Here is a 19,553-nt window from a genome sequence, read left to right on the forward strand (position 1 = left end):
GGCGCGATGATTCAACCGAGCGCTCCTCTTCACTTCGCGAGCGTATGCTCTAACACAACCTCCAATGGATGGCGCAATTGCAGGTTGGCAAAGCGCTTCACCTGACTGCGACAGGAGTATCCCGTGGCCAGCGCCTCGCTGTTTTTGTTCAGTTTGCCGGACCAGGACTGCTCAAAAATGGTTCGTGAGCGGCCTTGGTTACGTGCTTCATGGCCGAAGGTTCCGGACATGCCGCAGCAGCCGGTCGCCTCAGTCGTCAGCTTGAGCCCGAGCCGGGCAAAAACGGCTTCCCATTGCGAAGTGCTGGCCGGGACATTGGTTTTTTCGGTGCAGTGCGCCAACAAACGGAATGTCCCGGTCGCGGGATGCGGGCTTTCCGGCAACGCATCGGACAACCACTCCTGAGGCAGCAAGACCTTCGGGCAATCGTTGAGCCCTGGTACTTTTTGATATTCCTGGCGATAGACCAGCGTCATCGCCGGGTCCAGTCCCACCAACGGTACACCGCAGTCGGCGAGCGCCTTGAGCTGATTGCCGTTGCGGATCGCCGCCTTGGCGAAGGCGCCGAGAAAACCCTGCACGTGCAAAGGCTTGCCGTTGGCGCTATAGGGCGCCAGAAACACCCGATAACCCAACTGATGCGCCAACTGGATAAAGCTCGCCAGCAACGGCGTTTCGAAGTAACGGGTGAAGGCGTCCTGCACCAACACCACGCTGCGCTCACGTTGTGCCACGGTCAGTTCGCGCAGGGCTGGCACGCTGGCGACCGCGACCTTGCAACGGGTCAACGTGGCCTGCAAGTCATAACGGTGGATCAGCGGGCTGTCGAGCATGCCGACCTGTCGCTCAAGCAGGCGGCTCACCCATTTCGAGCCCATCACCGCGTTGTAAAGACCCGGCGCATACGCCATGTATGGAATGGTGAACTCCAGCGAGCCGATCAGGTAGTCACGCAGCGGTCGTTGATAGCGACCGTGGTACAGCTGCAGAAAACGCGAACGGAATTCCGGGACGTTGACCTTGACCGGGCATTGTCCCGCGCAGGATTTACAGGCCAGGCAGCCCGCCATCGCGTCATAGACTTCATGGGAAAAATCCGCCTCGCCCCGCGAGCGCGCCAGGTTGTTACGCAACCGTGCTGGCAACCCGCGCAACCACGACAACTTGCCGCGGGCTGCTTGCAGTACATCAATATTGGCCGCGCCTTGCAGACGCAACCATTCGCGAATCAACGACGCCCTGCCCTTCGGCGAGTGCTGGCGCTCACGGGTGGCTTTCCACGAGGGACACATCGCATCATTGGGGTCGTAGTTGTAGCAGGCGCCATTACCGTTGCAGTGCATGGCGGTGCCGAAGCTTTGCCAGACGCGCTCGTCGATCTGCCGATCCAGATCTCCGCGCAGCGTCACTTCGTTGACCTTGAGCAAGCCCTGGGCAGCATCCGGCGGCGTACATATCTTCCCGGGGTTGAGCTGATTGTGCGGGTCGAACGCGCCCTTGAGCGATTGCAATGCCGGGTACAACTCGCCAAAAAACCCGGGGACGTATTCCGAACGCAAACCCTTGCCGTGCTCGCCCCATAGCAACCCGCCGTAACGCCGGGTCAACTCGGCCACGGCGTCGGAAATCGGCTTGACCAGCGCGGCCTGGGACGGGTCTTTCATGTCCAGCGCCGGACGCACGTGCAACACACCGGCATCGACGTGACCGAACATGCCGTACGCCAGACCATAGCTGTCCAGCAAGGCACGAAACTCGGCGATGTAGTCGGCCAGTTTCTCCGGCGGCACGGCGGTATCTTCAACGAAAGGCTGCGGGCGAACCTCGCCTTCGACGTTGCCCAAGAGCCCGACCGAGCGTTTGCGCATGACGTACACGCGGGTCACGGCTTCGACGCCTTCTGCCAACGTGTGGCCCAGCCGCTCAATCGTCGAGTCGGCCTGCAGATGCGCCACGAACGACGCCACGCGCGTGTTCACTTGCACCACGTCGTCACCGCTGAACTCCACCAGATTGATGCCCAGCGTCGGGCGCTCGACGTCCGTCGGGAAATACTCGGCGACGCTATGCCAGACGATGTCTTTCATCGCCAGCAGCAACACCCTGGAGTCCACGGTTTCGATGGACAATGGCTTGTGCGCCAGTAACGCATCGGCGTCACGCAGCGCATCCATGAAGCTGCCGTAACGCACGTTCACCAGCACCGAATACCTGGGAATCGGCAGCACGTTGAGCTTGGCTTCGACAATGTGGCCCAATGACCCTTCCGCACCGCACAGCACACTGTTGAGGTTGAAACGCCCTTGCTCGTCGCGCAGGTGCGCCAGGTCGTAACCGGTCAGGCAACGGTTGAGTTTGGGGAATACCGATTCGATCAGATCGGCCTGGGTCTCCTGGATATTGCGCGCCACCCGATACACTTCGCCGATACGGCCGGACTGCGCGCAAGCCGCCTCCAGTTCCGCGTCGGACAGCGGATGGCTGTGCAGGCGCTCACCGCCGAGCAGCACGCTGTGCAATTCCAGTACGTGGTCACGGGTCTTGCCATAGGTGCAACTGCCCTGGCCGCTGGCGTCGGTGTTGATCATGCCGCCGACGGTGGCACGGTTGGACGTCGACAACTCCGGTGCGAAGAACAGCCCGTGAGGTTTGAGCGCGGCATTGAGCTGATCCTTGACCACGCCCGCCTGCACCCGCACCCAGCGCTCGGCGACGTTGATTTCGAGGATGGTGTTCATGTGCCGCGACAGGTCGACCACGATGCCATCGGTCAATGACTGCCCGTTGGTGCCGGTGCCACCACCGCGCGGGGTCAGCTTGATCTGGCGAAAGCGTGGCTCGGCCATCAAGGTCGCGATGCGTGCGATGTCATCTGCATCCAGGGGGAACACCGCCGCTTGCGGCAGCCGCTGGTAAATCGAGTTGTCGGTCGCCAACACGGTGCGGGTGGCGTAGTCAGCGCTGAGCTGGCCGCGAAAGCCGCTGGCACGCAGGGCTTGAAGAAATTCCGGGTACTGTGCCGCGAGTGCAACGGTGGGCAACTGAGCGATCATCGCAGGCTGTTCTCTTGTCGGTCTAATCACGGGAAAACTCAAAACACTTGTCGCCTGAGCATTAATGGGTCAGCCTCAGGTCGTCGGGTACGCCAATGATCCTGCAGGCTGTGGCACCAGACAAACGGATAATCCTGCCGCTATCGATGACTTTTACGAATGAATTACCGTCACCTCACCCCTTCGATGTCGCTGCTGCTGGCCTTTGAAGCCGCTGCCCGTCATGAAAGCTATACCCGTGCCGCGATGGAACTGTCATTGACCCAAAGCGCCGTGAGCCGGCAGGTCCAGGCGCTGGAACAGCAACTGGGCCTGACGCTGTTCCGCCGTGAAGGCCGGCAAGTGCAGTTGACCGATGTCGGTCGTCTTTATCAGCGGGAAATGAGCGAAGCGCTCGGACGCATCCGCAGCGCCACGTTGCAGGCCATGGCTTATCAATCAGGCAGCGGCACCTTGCGCCTGGCCACCTTGCCGACCTTCGGCTCGAAGTGGTTATTGCCGCGCCTGCATGACTTCTACAAAACCCATCCCGGCATGCTGGTGCACATCAATTCCCGGATCGATGCCATCGACTTTGAAACCAGTGGGATCGATGCCGCGATCATGGTCGGCACCGCCGACTTGCCGGGACTGATCAGCCATCGCCTGCACACCGAAGAACTGATGGTGATCATGTCTCCACAAGCGGCCGAGGCCCATGACATCTGGACCCCGGAGCGCATTGGCGGACAGACGCTGCTCAACGTCGCAAACAATGCCAACGTCTGGGGCGAGTGGTTCAGCCACCACGGCCTGCCCCATCGGATGATGCGGTTGGGGCCGAGTTTCGAACTCACCTCGCACTTGATCCAGGCCGTCAGGGCCGGCATCGGCATCGGTCTGGTACCGCGTATCCTGGTGGCCGACGAGCTGGCCAACACCGAACTGATCAGCCTCGATCAGCCCTTTGCCAGCCAGCGCAGTTACTACCTGGCCTATCCGCCGCGCAACGAAATGCTGCCGTCACTCGTCGCGTTTCGTACCTGGTTGCTGGAACAAATCTGACGATTACCGCCCAAGGAACGCGTAGCCGAAACCAACCACCTTGGCGTCTTCGCCGTAGCCGCCCAGGAACGAAACACCGACCGGCAGGTTGCCCTCGATGATGCCTGCCGGAACGGTGATCTCGGGAAATCCCGTGGCCGAGGCAATGTACGACGACGCGTAGGTATCGCCGGACTTGCACACGTAACTGTCATCGCTCACACCGTGCACCACCGAAGCCGGGCAGTTGATGGTCGCGAAGAACAGGCTGTCCACCTTGTTCTTCTTCATGACGTCCATCAGTTGCGCGCGCAACTGTGGAATCTTCCGGGAGAGGATGGAGATGTACTGCGGCGAATCGGTGCTGGTGGCACTCGCTAGCGTTTCCAGTCCGGCCAGGCGTGCCGGGTTCATCCCGTGCGCAGCGTTTTGCGCCTGATTTTGTTTGGCCAGGTCGAGAAACTGCACAAGCGTTCGCGGTTGGTTCGGATTGAGGGTGGCGAGGTAGCGTTCGAATTGCGGCTTGAACTCACCCTCTCCTACTGGCCCGAGCACATCGCTCCATAGGGTTTCAAAGGCTTTGGGCAATTCGATGGAGACGACATGCGCACCGCGCTTGCCGAGGGTTTCCTGCGCCGTTTTAAAGACCGCATCCACCTCCGGATTCGCCCCCTTGAAATTGGTGATCACCCCAATGGTCTTGCCTTGCAGCGAGGAACGGCTCAGTGCCGGTTCGAACTGTATTTTATCTGCAGCAAGGTCGAGGGTCGCCGGATCGCTTTTGTCCTGGCCCTTGATCGCATCGAGCACAATGGCCTGATCCAGCACGCTGTTGGTAATGACGCCGGCGGTATCGAACGCGAGCGACAGCGGAATGATGCCGCTACGACTGATCAGCCCCAGCGAAGGTCGAAAACCCACCGTGCCGGTGACGCTGGCCGGCGCCCGGATCGAGCCGCTCGTGTCCGACCCCAACGCGAAGGGGGCAAACGCCGCCGCCACCGAGGCGGCAGAACCGCTGCTGGAGCCGGAAGCATCCCGCTTGGTGTTCCGCGGATTCAGCGTCTGGCCGCCAAACGAGCTGTAGCCAAACCAGCCAAAGGACGCCGCCAGTTCCGACAGGTTGGCTTTGCCGAGCAGAATGGCTTGCCCGTCGATCAGCTTCTTGACGGTGAAGGCATCCTGGCTTGGCACCGACGAACGCAGCACGAAGGAACCACCGGAGGTGACCATACCAGCGGTGTCAAAGTTGTCCTTCACCACGAATGGAATGCCGGCCAGCGGTGCGTATTTAAAAGTGGGGTTTTTCGCCCGTTCAGCATCCCACTTGCGGGCCTGATCGATCGCCTGTTCATTGATGGTCACCAGTGCATTGATGTTTTGGCCCTGGTGATTGTTCGCCTGAATGTTATTGAGGTAATGCCGGACCAGTTGCTCGGAACTGAGGGTCCCGGCATTCAACGCATGACGCATATCGGCGAGACTCATGCGGTCGATACCGTCATCCGCCTGAGCACTTGCCGCCATTAGCAAAAACGCGCACGCCACGAACTTTTTATTCAACTGCATTTTTATTCTCCGAGTGGGTACAGGCGAACGAAACCGGCTCGCACCTGATAGAGGTGCAAGGGAGTGGATGGGAGGCAGGGAAAAAAGGCCGGGGTTATTCCGCCGGCCTTGGAAAGTTCTTAAGACAATGTCGAAGATCGCAGCCTTCGGCAGTTTCTACAGCAACTTGCTCTTTTGCAGAAATTCCTTGGACACGCTCTCGATGGATTCTCGGCCGACATCGACCCGGGAATTGAGACCCGCGATGGTGTCGTCATCCAGCCTGGACGACAGTGCGTTGAGCAACTCGCCGATCTTTGGATTCGCCTTAAACACTTCAGTGCGAATAACCGGGGTCAGCGCGTAGCTGGGGAAGAAGCCTTTATCGTCTTGCAGCACCACAAAGCCGAAGGCCGGAATCCGCCCATCCGTCGACAGGACCAAGGCCAGATCGACCTGCCCGTCTCGAAGCGCCTGATAGGTCAGCCCGCCGTCCATGCGGACGATGTTCTTGCGCTCAAATTCAAACTTGTATGTCTCTTGCAAGGGACGCAGGCCATCAGGCCGGGAAAAGAATTCAGCATTGGAGGCAAACTTGTAGGACTTGCCTGCTTCGATCTTCTGCGCAAGATCGCTGATCGAGGCGATTCCATCCTTCTCTGCCTCTTCCTTGCGCATGGCAAAGGCGTAGGTGTTATTGGCCTTGGATGGGTTCAGCCAGGTGATGCCTTTCTGCGCATCAAGCTCGCTGATTTTCTTGTACGTTTCGTCAGCGTTGAGCTTGTCCGTGACTTTATTGTAAGTAATCAGCGAAGTGCCGGTGTATTCCCAATACACATCGACCTGACCATTCTCTTGCGCCGCGCGCAATACGGAAGAACCCAGGTCCGGACGTTTATCGACACTGTAGCCATTGGCGCGCAGGAGTTGTGTGGTCATCTCGGCAACCAATTGCTGCTCGGTAAACTTCTTGCCGCCGACCACAATCGTGTTATTGGCAGAAGCACTGCCCACAACACCGCAAACAAGACTCAGGGTAAAGATCAGACTGGCCAGCATTCGATAAATCATCGTGCACCTCATATTATTGGTTTTGTCCATGGTCATCGGATTCACTCGCGCCCGGTCAACCTCAAGCCCCGTGACACTGCAATGTTTTGAATCAAGCCGCAGCCCAGATCGACCGCAATCGCCAACAGCGCGGTCGCCGCGGCACCGGCCAGCATCATGCCGAAGTCATTCAAGTCGATCCCGGTAAAGATCAACTCGCCCAGCCCGCCGCCACCGACCAGGAAGGCCAGCGGAGCGGTACCGACGTTGATCGCCAGCGCCGTGCGGATGCCCGCGAAAATCACGTTCATCGCGTTCGGAATTTCAACTTTCCACAGCGTTTCCCGTGGCGTCATGCCCATGGCCTCGGCCGCTTCGACCAAGTGCTGCGGTACGGCGCGCAAGCCTTCATAGGTGTTGACTGCCACGGGCAACAACGTCGCGACAAACAATCCGATGATGGCCGCGCCGCTACCGACACCAATGAAACTCATGGCCAACGCCAGCAACGCGAGCTTGGGAATCGCCTGCCCTACGTTAAGGACCTGCATGCTGGCCATGGCGTAACGCTGGTTCGCCGGACGGCTCATCCAGACACCCAGCGGCAGCGCGATGACCAGGGCCAGGACCCCACTGACCGCCACGATCTGCAGATGCTGGACCGTCAGGTAGCTGATGTCGCCCCAGTAAAACTGCAGCCCTTCCCACAATCTGATCAGTAAGTCAGACATCTTCAGTGCACCACCGGAGTAATGTTTTCAACAAGTCGTGCCAGGATGTCGGCCTGGTGGACATAGCCGATAAAGCGCCCGTCGCTGTCGTTGCAAAGTGCCCAGTCCTGGCCGCGACCCAGCAATTGCGAAAGCACCTGGCGCAGGTCATCTCCCGGCTTGACGATCAGGTGCGAGTGCGAAACAACAGCGCTGTTGCCGCCAACGATCTGCATGTGTTCCCGTGGCGGAACCTTGCTGGCCACGTCAGCCGCACGCAGCAGACGCAGGCGCTTCATGATCCGGTCGCCACCCATGAAGTTCGCCACGAACTCACTGTTGGGCCGGGCCAGCAGATCATCCGAGCTGCCGAACTGCTGGATTTTTCCGTTATGGAACAGGGCGACGCAGTCCGCCATCTTCACCGCTTCATCGATGTCGTGACTGACAAACAGGACAGTCTTGTTGACGAGGCGCTGGATGCGCATGAACTCGTCCTGGATGACTTCCCGGTTGATCGGGTCGATCGCGCCAAAGGGCTCGTCCATCAGCATCACGGGCGGATCCGCTGCCAGGGCCCGGGCCACGCCTACGCGTTGCTGTTGACCACCGGAAAGTTCACACGGATAGCGCTTGAGAAATTTCGACGGATCCAGCGCGACCACTTCCAGCAACTCCGCGGCGCGCTTTCGGCTTTTGGTTTTGTCCCATCCCAACAGATTGGGAACGACGCAGATGTTTTCCTCAACGGTCATGTTCGGGAACAGGCCGACTTGCTGGATCACATAGCCGATGGAGCGCTTGAGGGTGACGCTGTCCAGTTCGGACGTGTCGCGACCACCGATTCTGATCGTGCCGGAGGTAGGCGTGATCAGTCGGTTGATCATTTTCAGCGTCGTTGTTTTACCGCAGCCCGACGGCCCAAGCAGTACGCAGATCTGCCCCTCTTCAACATTGAATGAGACATCTTCTACTGCAGTGATTGAGCCGAATTGCTTGTTCAGGTTTTCGATCTGGATCACGTCGTAGCTTCCTTCATTCGGCCGGTGGCCACTTTGTTCTTGTTCAAGCCTTTTGGCGTCAGCAGGCGCTGCAAGCCGTACAACGCGTAATCGGCCGCAATGGCGATGACACTGATGACGATCGCGCCGGCCAACAGCTGTCGGGTATCCGATTGCGCGATGCCGCGAATGATCAGGCTGCCCAGGCCGCCGGCGCCGATGTACGCCGCGATGGCTGCGATGCCGATGTTGATGACGGTCGCCATCCTCACGCCCGCCATGATCAGCGGGACCGCAATCGGCAGTTCAACCTTGCGCAATCGTTGCCCGGTCGACATGCCCATCCCGATCGCCGCTTCGCGCAAGGCCGGATCGATGTTGGAGATCGCAGTGGTGGTGTTGCGGATGATGGGCAATTGGGAGTAGAGAAACAGCGCAATGACCGCCGGCACGACGCCGATCCCGTAGCCGATCAGCGACAGGGCCGGAATCATCAGCCCGAACAGCGCGGCGGAGGGAATGGTCATCAGGACCGCAGCGAAGGCCAGGACCCAGCGGCGCGTTCTGGGGTGCTGGGAGATCGCGATCCCGACAGGCACGCCCGTCAGAATCGCCATACCCACCGCAACCGCCACGATGAGCAGGTGCTGCCCGAGTAGCAGACTGATCAGCCCGCCGTTTTCCAGAATGAAACTCAAGGTTTCCATGGTTGTTATGCCTTCTGTACGTCATTGTTGTTTTTATCGGTCGCGCATCTGGAATTGAACGCCGGATCTGTAGGAAACATTACCGCGCTACCGTAGGCACTCTGAGCTTCGAGTTCGACGATTTCTATCAAAAAAACGACGTCACGCGGCAAGCCAACTCGCAATGCAAGGCGCAGGGTCGATTGAGGACGCAAGTATGCGGGATCGCCATATGACCCAGGCTTGCCAGAGCGCACCGCCTGTCGGGCCGAGTCATTAGCTTGCTATGGGATTTTGCAGAGAGGATTGGTTCAGGGGTTTTTCAGGGGATTGGCGTTTGTTGACCCATGCACTCGGTGACTGAAATCAGGAGTGAGCATCATCAAATTTCCGCCGCTCTTCACCGGGCGTACATCCCCAGATACGACGGTAAGCAGCACCCAGATGTGACGCTGAGACGAACCCACAGCTGTAAGCGATGGACGCAATGGGCTGGGTGCTCTCACGCAGCAACCGGCGCGCTTCGTTGAGCCTGAGCTCCAGATAGAATTTCTTCGGCGTCATGCCGAAGTGCTGATGCCACAGCCGTTCGAGTTGACGGTGGGACAAATTGCAACGGTCGGCGATCTCTTCGATGCCGACGATGTTCTCCAGATTGTTCTCCATGAAGGCGATGGCGGCTGTCAGCCTGCGATCGTGAATGCCGAACCGCCACTGGATCGACATCCGCTGATGCTCTTCCGGCGCGCGTATCCTGGCGTGCAGAAATTGCTCGGCGATGCTCGCCGCGAGCTGGTTACCGAAATCAAGCGCGACTTGTGCCAGCATGAGGTCGATGGCCGCCGTTCCCCCGGCACACGTCCAGCGGTTGCCATGGTTGACGTACAGCTCCCTGGTGACTTCGATCGTGGGGAATTCCTCCGAAAACTGGCCGATGGACTCCCAGTGCAAGGTGCAACGCTTGCCTTCCAGTAAGCCTGCGCGTGCGAGGATGAACGTACCGGTGCTCAGTGCGCCGACAGTGATCCCGCGGGACGCTGCGCGCTGCAGGAAGCGCAGCATTTTGGGTGGTTTCTGATGCTCGATGTCCAGGCTCGCCAGGACAAACACGCGATCCAGTTCCGGCGCCTGATCAATCGGCACGGTCTGGATTTCGATACCGCTGCTGGAACTGACCGGTCCGCCCGACTCCGTGAGCAGGGTCCACTCATAAAGCGTTTTGCCGGACAGTCGATTGGCCGCGCGCAAAGGCTCGCTGGCACCCGCCAGGGCCATCATGGAGAACTGAGGGAGAATCAGCAGCCCGATTCGCTTGGTTGTGTGGCTATTCACAGACGTCGCTGACTCACTGGGGGCTGTCATCGCCAGATCCTTTCATGGGGGCAGCCGTTCAAGTGAACAGCCTGGGCCACCCGAGGAAGTGGCTTTGCACCCGCCATGTTAGGGGTTGGGCACGCATTCAGCCAGATTCAATCGTTGAGACAGCGAACCAGCCCTGCCGAAGCGTTACGACAGATCAGAACGACGGGAGCAATACACCCCGCGATGCTGGAAATCGCTGCGAGAGCTCGACGCCCGAGGTCTCGCAGGAGAATGGCGAGCGGATCAGCCGCGCGCGCGGATGGCTTCGTCGATGCTCTGGATCATCGACTTGAACACAGGGCTGTCGACCTGATTCTGCTGGCCATGTTGCATGTGCGAAATGATCAGCGCATTCGGGCCGGCATCGCCGGGATAATTCTGGTGCAGACGCACAGACTCCGACGGCATGTGCAAGGTGTTGTCGGCGCCATGGATGATCAGCGCTGGCGGGAAGCCTTTTGCACCTTCGATGGACTGCTCCGGGTCATACGCCACATAGGACTTGTAGGACTTCGCCGTCACGTAAGTGCAGCCGGGCCAACGGTCCGCGCCGCCCGCTTCGGTGTAGCCGCCCAGTTGCTGATCGACATAAGCCTGGGTCTCAGGATCCAGCGGGTAGTAACCGAGACGGGTCCCATCAGTGCCGGTGTCGAATGGAGGGATCGGCGCGTCATCCGCGAGTTGCTGGATGACTGCGTCAGCCGCAGCCTGATCAGCGCGCAAGGCTTGCAGTTTGCGGATGTTGGTATAGCTCATCGGCACCCAGAAGCGGATCTGTTCACCGCCGGCCGCAGCCAGCTCAGCCACTGCACCGAGGCTTGCCACCGAGCCCATCGCCCACGATGCGACCACCGGCATCTCACCGAAATTCTCGCGCGCCCATTCAATGGCACCGAGCACTTCATCTTTCTGGTCTTCGAGGATGACGCTGGTGATGACCTTGTCACCAGCCTCGAGGGTGTTACGGATGTGCTTGTTGGAAAAAAAGCCTGCCACGTCGTAGGTCATGACGCGATAACCCAGGCCTGCCAGGGCGCGACCGAACAGTTGGCCGTACATCGTGACCCCGCCGGTGAAGCCGGAGTTGAAGATGACCGGTGGCAGTTTTTGCAACGCAGCGTCGAGTTGTTCTGGCTGAAAAACCGTGCCTTTGAGGCTCAGGGTTTCATCGCCATACTTGACGGTGAAGTTGATGTCTTTTGTTGTAATGTTCGTCATTGCTGGTTATCTCGAAGTGGGAGCGTGGGCGTAGATCAACTTACCAATTGGCCAGATGCTCCTCGCAGAAGTTGGCCAACAGGAATTCGGGTTTCTTTGGAAACATGCAGTGCAACGGCATCAACAAAGTTGAAAGCCTTGTCCGGATTAAAGAGGTCGGAATACGGAACTCCCTTGTTGTCAGTTCCAACATGAGGTGCATCCGTTGCTTCCAGAAGAATCTTGTCCGCGCCGACTGCGCAAACAATTTGCGTCACGAAACGAGCTGTTTCCTCGGGATGGACGCAAGTGCGGTAGCCAGGGCCCTTGAACCACACGTTGCCTCGTTCTCTGGCTTCAGTGAGTAGCGCGATGTAAGCCGGCTCGGTGATGTCACGCTCGCTGTGACATGTGCCCAGGTGATCGATAATGACCCGCACATCGCGAGGGATCTGGCGCAATACGCGCAGATTCGTCTCGGCTTCTTTCGCGTAAATGTGCAGGTGCTGGCGCGGTTGCAAGCGACCATAAAACGCCGCCCACTGCCCATCGCTGAATTGCGTATCGGAAACCGTTTCAGGCCTTGCATCGTGCAGAACGATCCGTGCGCCAACCACCTGCGGGTGCGAGAGGCGTTCCTGGGTGGCGTACGCAGGTTCTGCCTTGATCGTCCCCACCAATTTGACGTCCCCATAGCGCAGAGGGTTGGCCGCCTGGAGATGCTTGAGTTCGTCAAATGAAGCAAATACGTTTTCTGAATCCGGCAGAATGCTCAAATGGACGTTATTGAGGAGCGTCGGAGCAATTCCGGCATCGATCAATGTATCCAGATAAGCAGTCAGCGGATGCGGCTCAGGTAATGCATAGGGCAGCGAACCGGCCACTCGGCGCAGGTCTTGCGATGTATAAAAATGAACGTGACTGTCTATTCTTTTGATCAGCGGCAGCATGATTATTGTTTCCTGCTTTTGTGCGAAAACAATAATCGTCGTCAGTGCTTCGTCGCTCCCGCCAACTCGACGTGTAGTATCAAAATTTCGCCATGCGCGATTTTGCGGGCAAGGAGGCGTTGGCAATCAGTGCATGGATGTGAAGAGGCGAACTGACCCTTGGGGTTCTATGTCGCAACGCTGGCAGGACTCTAGAGTCGTGAACATGAAACCCGGAGCGGTCGATGGGTAGGCGGTCTGTCAGATGGATGGCGAAAAATTGATGGATTTCGACCGCTGGTGATGCAGTCAGGGCCCGGCCTCCGGGCCCTGATGCTCAAGCCTGTTTCAAGGCGCCATCGAACGCAGGCGTCAGCCCCGACAACTCCAGCTTGCGGACAAAGTCGCAGAGGCGCTGCTGCTTGTAGGCGTCCACGTCCATGTCACGGTAGTCGTAGAAACCCTGGCCATCGCGCAAGCCATTGCGGCCGTTTTGCATGTTGTCGGCGATCACCTGCGGCGATTCGAAACGCGGTGACAGAGCGCCACTCAAGTAGCGCGAGGCGTAGTACAAAATGTCGCCGCCGCCCCAGTCGATGAACTCAAGCAGGCCCAGCACCGAGAAGCGCAAACCAAAGCCGACGCGTACCGCCGTGTCGATATCTTCTGCGCTGGCCACGCCCTCTTCCACCATCCGTGCCGCTTCGTTCATGACCAATGCCTGGATGCGCGGCACGATGTAGCCAGCCACCGGATTGCACACCACGGGCACCTTGCCGATGCGCTTGAGCAGTTGCAGCAGCCGCTCGACCACCTGCGGGCAGGTCGCTTCGCTGCGGCTGACTTCCACCAGCGGCATCAGGTACGCGGGATTGAGCCAGTGCGCATTCACGAAGCGCGCAGGCGTACTGACCATTTCGCTCAACTCGGTGACCAGGAAAGTCGAGGTGGTGGACGCGATGATCGTCGACGCCGGGACATGCTCGCTGACCCAGGCGAAGGTCTCCTGCTTGACCCCGATGACCTCCGGCACTGCTTCGAACACCAGGTCGCACAGGCGCAATGCCTCTGCGGCCTGGGACCGGGATTGCAGCGTCAACCGGGATATCGCTATGTCCGCCTGCTCCAGCTCAAGCACGCCAAGGCGTACCAGCATCTGCAGTTCGCTGTGGATGTTGTTGCGCACTCGCTCGAAGTAGTCGTGCCGCTCATCCTCGGCGCGATCCTTGATATCGATGAGGGTGACCGGCAGGCCCGCATGGATGAACGCCAGGGCAATGCCCTCGCCCATCCGGCCGGCACCGACCACGCTGACGTGAGGCAGCGCGGCGTTCATCAGTTGTAGCCCTTGGTCAGAAGTTCGGTCATCTGCGCCCGACTCAGCGTGGCCAGACCGAGGTTTTCCAGGGTGCGGCCTTCAGCGTAGAGGTCACGACAGGCGACGACCGAGGCAATGCTCAGCAGGCCCTGCGCCACCGGGGTCGGCACACCGGCCCAGCGGCCGACGGACACCAGGAAGGACAGGCCCAGGCGGGTGTCTTCGAGCATGTAGCGATGCTTCTGCAGGTCGATGTCTTCGCGCCAGTCACCGCTGTCGGTCAGCTTGCCGTGGGCACCGCGACCGTACATCCACTCGTCGCCTTCGCTGGTGTTGTAGTGGTCGGCCAGGGGAAAGTGCGGCGCGCCGTAGGTCAGCGCTTCACGCACGGCCATGCGTTCGGCATCAAGCTGGTTGGTCACGCGGCGGATCGACGGCTGGGTGCCTTCGTTGTGAATGTCCCAGGCCTCGAAATGCTCCAGGGGACCTGCGTTCATCATGATCAGCGGCGGGTGGATGATGGGGCCTGCGTTCATCAGCGCCCCGCTCAGGGCGTCTTCAATCGGCTCGACGCTCGGGTAGGCTTCACGCAGTACCGCAAAAGCATGCCCGGACAGGTTGCTGGGGAATACGCCGGTCGGCAGGCGCGTGGCGTAGCCGCTGATCACCAGGTCGCTGGCGCCGTGTTTACGGACCAGGTACGGCAGCGTGCCGGTTTCAGCGAAGGCGACTTTGCTGTGGTTGCCCGCATCGGCCATGGCCTTGGCGAACACGAAGCTGCCGAAGGTGCCCGGCGGCAGGAACACCACCTGACCGTCGTGCAGGTGCGGCGCAACATGTTTGGCCAGGTCTTCGTGGGAGGTCGAAGGCAGTGGAATGATCACCAGTTGCGCGTCGCCCAACGCTTCGGCGAGGTCGTCGGTTAGCGACAGCTTGTCGCCCGGCTGGTCGCCTTGTTTACAGACAGACAACTGGCGAGTGCCCTGATAGTCCTTGATGGTCAGGCTGCCGATGGCCAGCAGCTCTTTGAGCGCGGCGCAGTCTCGACGCCACAGGCGGGTCTGGTGCCCTTTTTCAGCCATTTCGACAGCAGCGGCGTAACAGCCGTGACCACCACCCAGCACGGTAATATTCATGCAGATACTCCTTTTTGTTAGAGACTCGATCCTATCGAGCCGCACCGCCACAGACTCATCCGATTGCGCAGCCGAATGACGGATTGCGCAGGAGTCTCAATGCTTCTGCCGTCGCAAAGTGTCCGACGGCAGGCAGCCATAGCGTTGTCGATAGGCGCTGGAGAAATGCCCGAAGCTGTTGATGCCATGACGCAACAGGATATCGGTGACGGTTTCGCCGGCCCTGCCCTGCTTGAGCGACTCGTGGATCACCGCCAGGCGCCGGTCGCGGATGTACTCGACCGGCGCCTGCTGGAGGAACTGGTTGAAGCCGTTCTGCAGGGTACGCACCGAGACACCGCACAGCTCGCTCAAGGTCGTCAGGCTGATCGGTTGGTCGAGGTGTTCCTCGATGTAGTCACGGGCCTTTTTCACGTGGTGCGGCAGCGGCGCGCGCGAGTCGATCAACAGATCCGCCGAGTAGTTGTGCGGCAACTGTGTGAGCAGCAGTTGCATCAGGTATTCGGACAGGCCGCTGGCGAGACGCGAACCGTCCACGCCGCTGCCGTAGAGCCGGCAGATGTAGTCCAGGGTGTGATAGAGGCTGACGACGCCGGCGCCCAGGTGGTCGACACTGACATCAAAGATCACCGACTGCCGCAGGCTGCGGCCGAGCAGGCGTTGCAGTTGCGTCTCCAGGGCATCACGGTCGACGCGCAGGATCAGGTTGCGGCACTCGCCATCGGTGACGATGCGGCTTTGCGCGAACGGTGAGGAAACACTCAGGTAGCCCGACTGCATCGCCGCGCTGCGCCGCCCGTGGGCCACTTCGCAATGCCCCTGCAAGGTAATGCGAAACAGGTACTGATCGGCAATGTCGCCGATGGTGATCTCCACCGGCGCGCCATAGCGCAGGTCGAGCAGCGCCGAATCGCCGAAGAATACGCCGTTGAGCCGAGTGTAGATCGGCTCGTCACGCAGCACGTTGAAGCTGTGCGGGCACAGGTATTGGCTGACCTTGTCCTTGATCTCGCGGTAATCGGCCGAGCTGAGCAGGCTGTGCCGTTCCAACAGGTGTACATCATTCAACATCAAGGATTCTCCTGACCTGGAGCACCTCGGCCCCGCTCCCTTTAACAGGAGCGAGGCCGGGGCGCCGATCGTGGACTATGACCAATCAAGCCCGGGTCGGGTGCTCACGGGCATAGCTTTCGCGGAAATGACGGCAACCACGCCATAGCAGAAGTACCGTCAACGCCGACGCACCACAGATCACCAGCGACATCGACGAACCCACCGCCGCGGGCGATCCGAAGTAGCGGTCGGTCAACAGCGCCACCAGCGTGGTGCCCAGGCCCAGGCCCAGCAGATTGCTGATCAGCAGGAACACGGCCGAGACCTGTGCGCGCACCTGGTTCGGCGCAAGGATCTGCATCGCCGCCGTGGACGCCGGCATCGGGAACGAAGCGAAGAACATCGCTGGCACCAACAACGTCACCGACAGCCACAGTTGATCGACTTGAGGGAACAGCACGGCCGGCACCGCCATGCCGAGGGCACCGATGACGCCAGTGCGCATGGCAGCGTCCTGATGACCTTTCTTGGCCAGATAATCGGTGAGCCATCCACCGAACAGCACCCCGGCGGTATTGGCCACCAACAGCACGGTGCCGAGCATGTAGCCCGCCTCCATTGGCGACAGGCCGAACTTGCGGATGTACAGCGCCGGGCTCCAGCTCATCAAGCAGAACAGGGCCATGGCGTAGAACGAAAAGCCCAGGTAATGGCAAGTGAAGGTGGCTCGGTGGCGGCCGAGGAAGCGCAAGCCATCGCTCATCGCGACCTTCTTCGCCCGACCCTGCGCATCGACCTGCAAGCCTTTGCGCGCCGGGTCGCGCACGGTGAGCCAGATCAACAGGCCAACCACGATACCGGGCAGGCCGACAATGAAGAACGCCAGCTGCCAGGCCTTCATCGCACCGAGAAAGGCGACCTCGATAGTGTTCATGTCCTTGAGCATCGCGATCACATAGCCACCCACCAGGAAGGCCAGGCCACCACCGACGAACGAGCCGATCGAGTAGATGCCCACTGCGCGGCCGAGTTTCTCCTTGGGGAACATGTCGCTGAACATCGAGTAGGCCGAGGGCGACAGGGCCGCTTCGCCGACGCCGACGCCAATGCGGGCGAGGAACATGTGCAGGAAGTTCTTGCTCATGCCGCAGGCAGCCGTCGCCAGGCTCCAGAACACGACGCCGACGGCGATGATCTTCGGTCGGGAGAAGCGGTCGGCCAGGTAGGCGATGGGCATGCCCATGAACGCGTAGAACAACGAAAAGGCCAGCCCGTGCAGCAAGCTGAACTGGGTGTCGCTGATCTGCAGGTCGGCTTTGATCGGCTCGATCATCAGCGCCAGGATCTGCCGATCCACAAATGAAAAGATGTAGGCGATCATGCACAGGCCGACCACGTACCACTCGTAAATGTAGGTTTTCTTCTTCTGCTGCTGCAGGACCGCGTTATCGACCTGGATATTCACTAGTGTTTGCTCCTCTTGGAATCCGCTCATGCGCGCAGCGCGCCGGGTGACGGTGCACAGCACACCGACTGGGAAGTTGCGAGGCAGATGTAAAGGACAAAGGGTTCGAACATGGTCAGGCCTCTTATTGTTATGGGGTCAAATCCCGGGTGGACTGGGCTTACCAGAACTTCCAGGTGTAGGTCGTGGCGACACGGAATTCGTTGTAGTCGTAGCCGTACTTCTGTTTCACGTCGATGTTGCGCAGGTCCAGCCCCAGGCCTTGCAGCGCCCCGCTCTGCACCACGTAGCTGAGCCCCAGAAAGCGTTCGCTTTCCTGGTTGTCGCTCAGGTTGTTGCCACGGTCCCAGTTGGTACCCTTGATGTAGCGGGTGTAGAGCTTCAGCCCCGGCACGCCCATCCCGGCAAAGTCATAGCTGTAGCGCGCCCCCCAGGACTTTTCATCCGGGCGGACAAACCCCAGGGACGACCAGTGAACCAGATAAGGTTGTGGGATATAACCGTTCATCGTCGGGAACACGCTGTCACCGAGCATGCGCTGGTAACTGAGGCCAAACATGTGTGCGCCCTTGAGCAAGGTGAACAAGGCACCGTAGGAACGGTTGTCGATTTCACCGTTCAACGCATTGCCATCTTCATTGTTGTTGAAGTAGCGCAAATCGGTTTTAAGTTTGTAGCCATTACCCAGATCAGCCATATGCATCAGGCCAAAATAGTGCTGCTGATAAATATCGTGCAACACGCCATAGAAATAACTGGCTTGCAGGTTCTTGGTGATGTCGTAAGTTGCGCCGCCAAAGTCAAGGCCGTCACTGTCGAGATTATCGGTGGAGCCAAATTTGTACAGTTTCTCGTGGTTGGAAGATTCCCGTGTCGCAGCAGACCAGAAACGGCCGCCGGTCATCGTCAACCCATCGACTTCCTTGGACTCGACCACGGCCCCTTGGTAGATGGTATCCAGTTGCCGACTGGGGTCATCGAATGCCACCGGCAGTTGTGGGCGAAGGTCACCGACCTTCAACTCGGTCTTGCTGTAGCGCATCTTCAAGGTTGCACCGGCGCGACTGTAGTCATCGGCCGTCTGCTGGTCACGGACGCTGTACGGCAGCGAACCGTCGTTGCCCGACGAATCCAGGCGCACGGCGTATTGCGCATCCACATCAAGGCCGATTGCCAAGGCTGTGTCGGTGTAACCGGAAGTAAACTGCGCATCGAAACCCTGAGACCAACTATGCACTTCAGAAACCGGCGCATTGTTATTGGTGTAGTTACGGTGCAAGTAGAAGTTACGCGTGTCCACTTTGAAGTGACTGTCATCAATAACATCGGCATAGGCTGCCAATGGCGAACAGATCATTCCCAACACGCCGGCAATACCGAGCCCACGGCAAGATTGTTTTACCTGATACATCTAACTTCTCCACATCTGTATGTGCTGGGCACTGTATTTATAGGAGCAGATTCGAACTAAAAACTAAAAATGCCGGCAGCCGAACACCGAGCCTTCTTGCGCAGGAAGGCGGATTGCATCAGGGATATAAAGAACGGTGGGTTCGAGCATTGTCAGGCCTATTGTTGTTATGGGGTAAAACGCCAGGCGGGCTCAATGGAACAGTCCGCCAAGACGACGCGCCTCTTGTCTACCCAAGGTAAGTCAACAGGCGCTGCGCCGATATCGAGATGAACAGCATCCGTTGGGGGGAAATCTTCAACCCGGCTAAAGGTTTCCCTTAGTCGGCTCAAAAGCGCAGGGCACACAGTGGGAGACGGCAAGCCTGTATTGCATAAGCCTTCCTTTAACGAGGTCTTGTTGTTGGATGGGCCCTAAACTAGCGATTGCACTGCTTGCCAACCTCCCCGATTGCGCAGGCGATTCTCCAATAGCGCAGCCTGATGCAGACCGCCTGAGCACTGCCGCTGCCGTGCAAGCAGCGTATCGTCAGGGCACAAGCCAACCGCAGCCTGGCGCCCTGACGATCCCGTCAGGCAGCGGCATGAATTACACAGGACAGAATGAGAGCT

Annotated in this window: 15 protein-coding genes; 1 reads left to right on the forward strand and 14 read right to left on the reverse strand. The window is 59.4% G+C overall.

Annotation, left to right across the window (positions count from 1 at the left end):
• Positions 1 to 29: 29 nt before the first annotated feature.
• A complete protein-coding gene (ydiJ, locus tag AC3IT9_RS17195) occupies positions 30 to 3,053 on the reverse strand; it encodes a D-2-hydroxyglutarate dehydrogenase YdiJ (RefSeq protein ID WP_489270469.1) in 3,024 nt (1,007 codons plus the stop codon).
• 159 nt (positions 3,054 to 3,212) lie between these two features.
• Between ydiJ and AC3IT9_RS17200 the strand changes: the two genes are divergently transcribed.
• The gene (locus tag AC3IT9_RS17200; protein WP_489270470.1) at positions 3,213 to 4,097 is read left to right on the forward strand and encodes a LysR substrate-binding domain-containing protein; all 885 of its coding nucleotides are present in this window, start codon (positions 3,213 to 3,215) and stop codon (positions 4,095 to 4,097) included.
• A gap of 3 nt (positions 4,098 to 4,100) precedes the next feature.
• Here AC3IT9_RS17200 and AC3IT9_RS17205 read toward each other — a convergent pair whose 3' ends face one another.
• The 13 genes from AC3IT9_RS17205 to AC3IT9_RS17265 form a co-directional block, all read right to left on the reverse strand.
• The gene (locus AC3IT9_RS17205) at positions 4,101 to 5,645 is read right to left on the reverse strand and encodes an amidase family protein (RefSeq protein ID WP_489270471.1); all 1,545 of its coding nucleotides are present in this window, start codon (positions 5,643 to 5,645) and stop codon (positions 4,101 to 4,103) included.
• Between the two features lie 156 nt (positions 5,646 to 5,801).
• Positions 5,802 to 6,695, reverse strand: coding sequence for a glycine betaine ABC transporter substrate-binding protein (locus AC3IT9_RS17210; protein WP_150725675.1), 894 nt, complete (start codon positions 6,693 to 6,695; stop codon positions 5,802 to 5,804).
• Positions 6,696 to 6,736: 41 nt separating this feature from the next.
• Positions 6,737 to 7,405, reverse strand: a complete 669-nt coding sequence (locus AC3IT9_RS17215) for an ABC transporter permease (RefSeq protein ID WP_150754095.1) — start codon at positions 7,403 to 7,405, stop codon at positions 6,737 to 6,739.
• A gap of 2 nt (positions 7,406 to 7,407) precedes the next feature.
• Positions 7,408 to 8,406, reverse strand: a complete 999-nt coding sequence (locus AC3IT9_RS17220) for an ABC transporter ATP-binding protein (RefSeq protein WP_489270473.1) — start codon at positions 8,404 to 8,406, stop codon at positions 7,408 to 7,410.
• On the reverse strand, positions 8,403 to 9,092 hold the full coding sequence (locus tag AC3IT9_RS17225) for an ABC transporter permease (RefSeq protein ID WP_150725507.1): 690 nt from the start codon (positions 9,090 to 9,092) through the stop codon (positions 8,403 to 8,405). The genes AC3IT9_RS17220 and AC3IT9_RS17225 overlap by 4 nt, the downstream gene beginning before the upstream one ends.
• 345 nt (positions 9,093 to 9,437) lie before the next feature.
• Positions 9,438 to 10,319, reverse strand: a complete 882-nt coding sequence (locus AC3IT9_RS17230; RefSeq protein WP_489270475.1) for a GlxA family transcriptional regulator — start codon at positions 10,317 to 10,319, stop codon at positions 9,438 to 9,440.
• Positions 10,320 to 10,676: 357 nt separating this feature from the next.
• Positions 10,677 to 11,651, reverse strand: coding sequence for a dienelactone hydrolase family protein (locus tag AC3IT9_RS17235; RefSeq protein ID WP_151214351.1), 975 nt, complete (start codon positions 11,649 to 11,651; stop codon positions 10,677 to 10,679).
• Positions 11,652 to 11,686: 35 nt separating this feature from the next.
• A complete protein-coding gene (locus AC3IT9_RS17240; RefSeq protein ID WP_489270477.1) occupies positions 11,687 to 12,580 on the reverse strand; it encodes an amidohydrolase family protein in 894 nt (297 codons plus the stop codon).
• A gap of 316 nt (positions 12,581 to 12,896) precedes the next feature.
• Positions 12,897 to 13,895 (reverse strand): 3-hydroxybutyryl-CoA dehydrogenase, encoded by a 999-nt coding sequence (locus AC3IT9_RS17245; RefSeq protein WP_489270478.1) that lies wholly within the window; start codon positions 13,893 to 13,895, stop codon positions 12,897 to 12,899.
• Complete coding sequence (locus AC3IT9_RS17250) at positions 13,895 to 15,013, reverse strand: NAD/NADP-dependent octopine/nopaline dehydrogenase family protein (RefSeq protein WP_150725502.1); 1,119 nt, start codon at positions 15,011 to 15,013, stop codon at positions 13,895 to 13,897. Before AC3IT9_RS17250 ends, AC3IT9_RS17245 begins: the two co-directional genes overlap by 1 nt.
• 96 nt (positions 15,014 to 15,109) lie before the next feature.
• Entirely contained in the window at positions 15,110 to 16,084 is a 975-nt protein-coding gene (locus tag AC3IT9_RS17255; RefSeq protein WP_150758735.1) for an AraC family transcriptional regulator, read from the reverse strand.
• A gap of 85 nt (positions 16,085 to 16,169) precedes the next feature.
• Positions 16,170 to 17,531, reverse strand: coding sequence for a spinster family MFS transporter (locus AC3IT9_RS17260; RefSeq protein WP_489270479.1), 1,362 nt, complete (start codon positions 17,529 to 17,531; stop codon positions 16,170 to 16,172).
• A 160-nt stretch (positions 17,532 to 17,691) separates the two neighbouring features.
• A complete protein-coding gene (locus AC3IT9_RS17265) occupies positions 17,692 to 18,942 on the reverse strand; it encodes an OprD family outer membrane porin (RefSeq protein ID WP_150758734.1) in 1,251 nt (416 codons plus the stop codon).
• Positions 18,943 to 19,553 lie beyond the last annotated feature (611 nt).

It is taken from the genome of Pseudomonas sp. KH_046_1 (genome assembly GCF_057839025.1).

Excerpts from the sequence above, each read along its gene's own strand:
- AC3IT9_RS17215 (WP_150754095.1), bottom strand. The coding sequence starts at position 7,405 with ATGTCTGACTTACTGATCAGATTGTGGGAAGGGCTGCAGTTTTACTGG.
- AC3IT9_RS17225 (WP_150725507.1), bottom strand. The coding sequence starts at position 9,092 with ATGGAAACCTTGAGTTTCATTCTGGAAAACGGCGGGCTGATCAGTCTG.
- AC3IT9_RS17265 (WP_150758734.1), bottom strand. The coding sequence starts at position 18,942 with ATGTATCAGGTAAAACAATCTTGCCGTGGGCTCGGTATTGCCGGCGTG.
- AC3IT9_RS17210 (WP_150725675.1), bottom strand. The coding sequence starts at position 6,695 with ATGATTTATCGAATGCTGGCCAGTCTGATCTTTACCCTGAGTCTTGTT.
- AC3IT9_RS17200 (WP_489270470.1), top strand. The coding sequence starts at position 3,213 with ATGAATTACCGTCACCTCACCCCTTCGATGTCGCTGCTGCTGGCCTTT.
- AC3IT9_RS17255 (WP_150758735.1), bottom strand. The coding sequence starts at position 16,084 with ATGTTGAATGATGTACACCTGTTGGAACGGCACAGCCTGCTCAGCTCG.
- AC3IT9_RS17240 (WP_489270477.1), bottom strand. The coding sequence starts at position 12,580 with ATGCTGCCGCTGATCAAAAGAATAGACAGTCACGTTCATTTTTATACA.
- AC3IT9_RS17250 (WP_150725502.1), bottom strand. The coding sequence starts at position 15,013 with ATGAATATTACCGTGCTGGGTGGTGGTCACGGCTGTTACGCCGCTGCT.
- AC3IT9_RS17205 (WP_489270471.1), bottom strand. The coding sequence starts at position 5,645 with ATGCAGTTGAATAAAAAGTTCGTGGCGTGCGCGTTTTTGCTAATGGCG.
- AC3IT9_RS17245 (WP_489270478.1), bottom strand. The coding sequence starts at position 13,895 with ATGAACGCCGCGCTGCCTCACGTCAGCGTGGTCGGTGCCGGCCGGATG.
- AC3IT9_RS17235 (WP_151214351.1), bottom strand. The coding sequence starts at position 11,651 with ATGACGAACATTACAACAAAAGACATCAACTTCACCGTCAAGTATGGC.
- ydiJ (WP_489270469.1), bottom strand. The coding sequence starts at position 3,053 with ATGATCGCTCAGTTGCCCACCGTTGCACTCGCGGCACAGTACCCGGAA.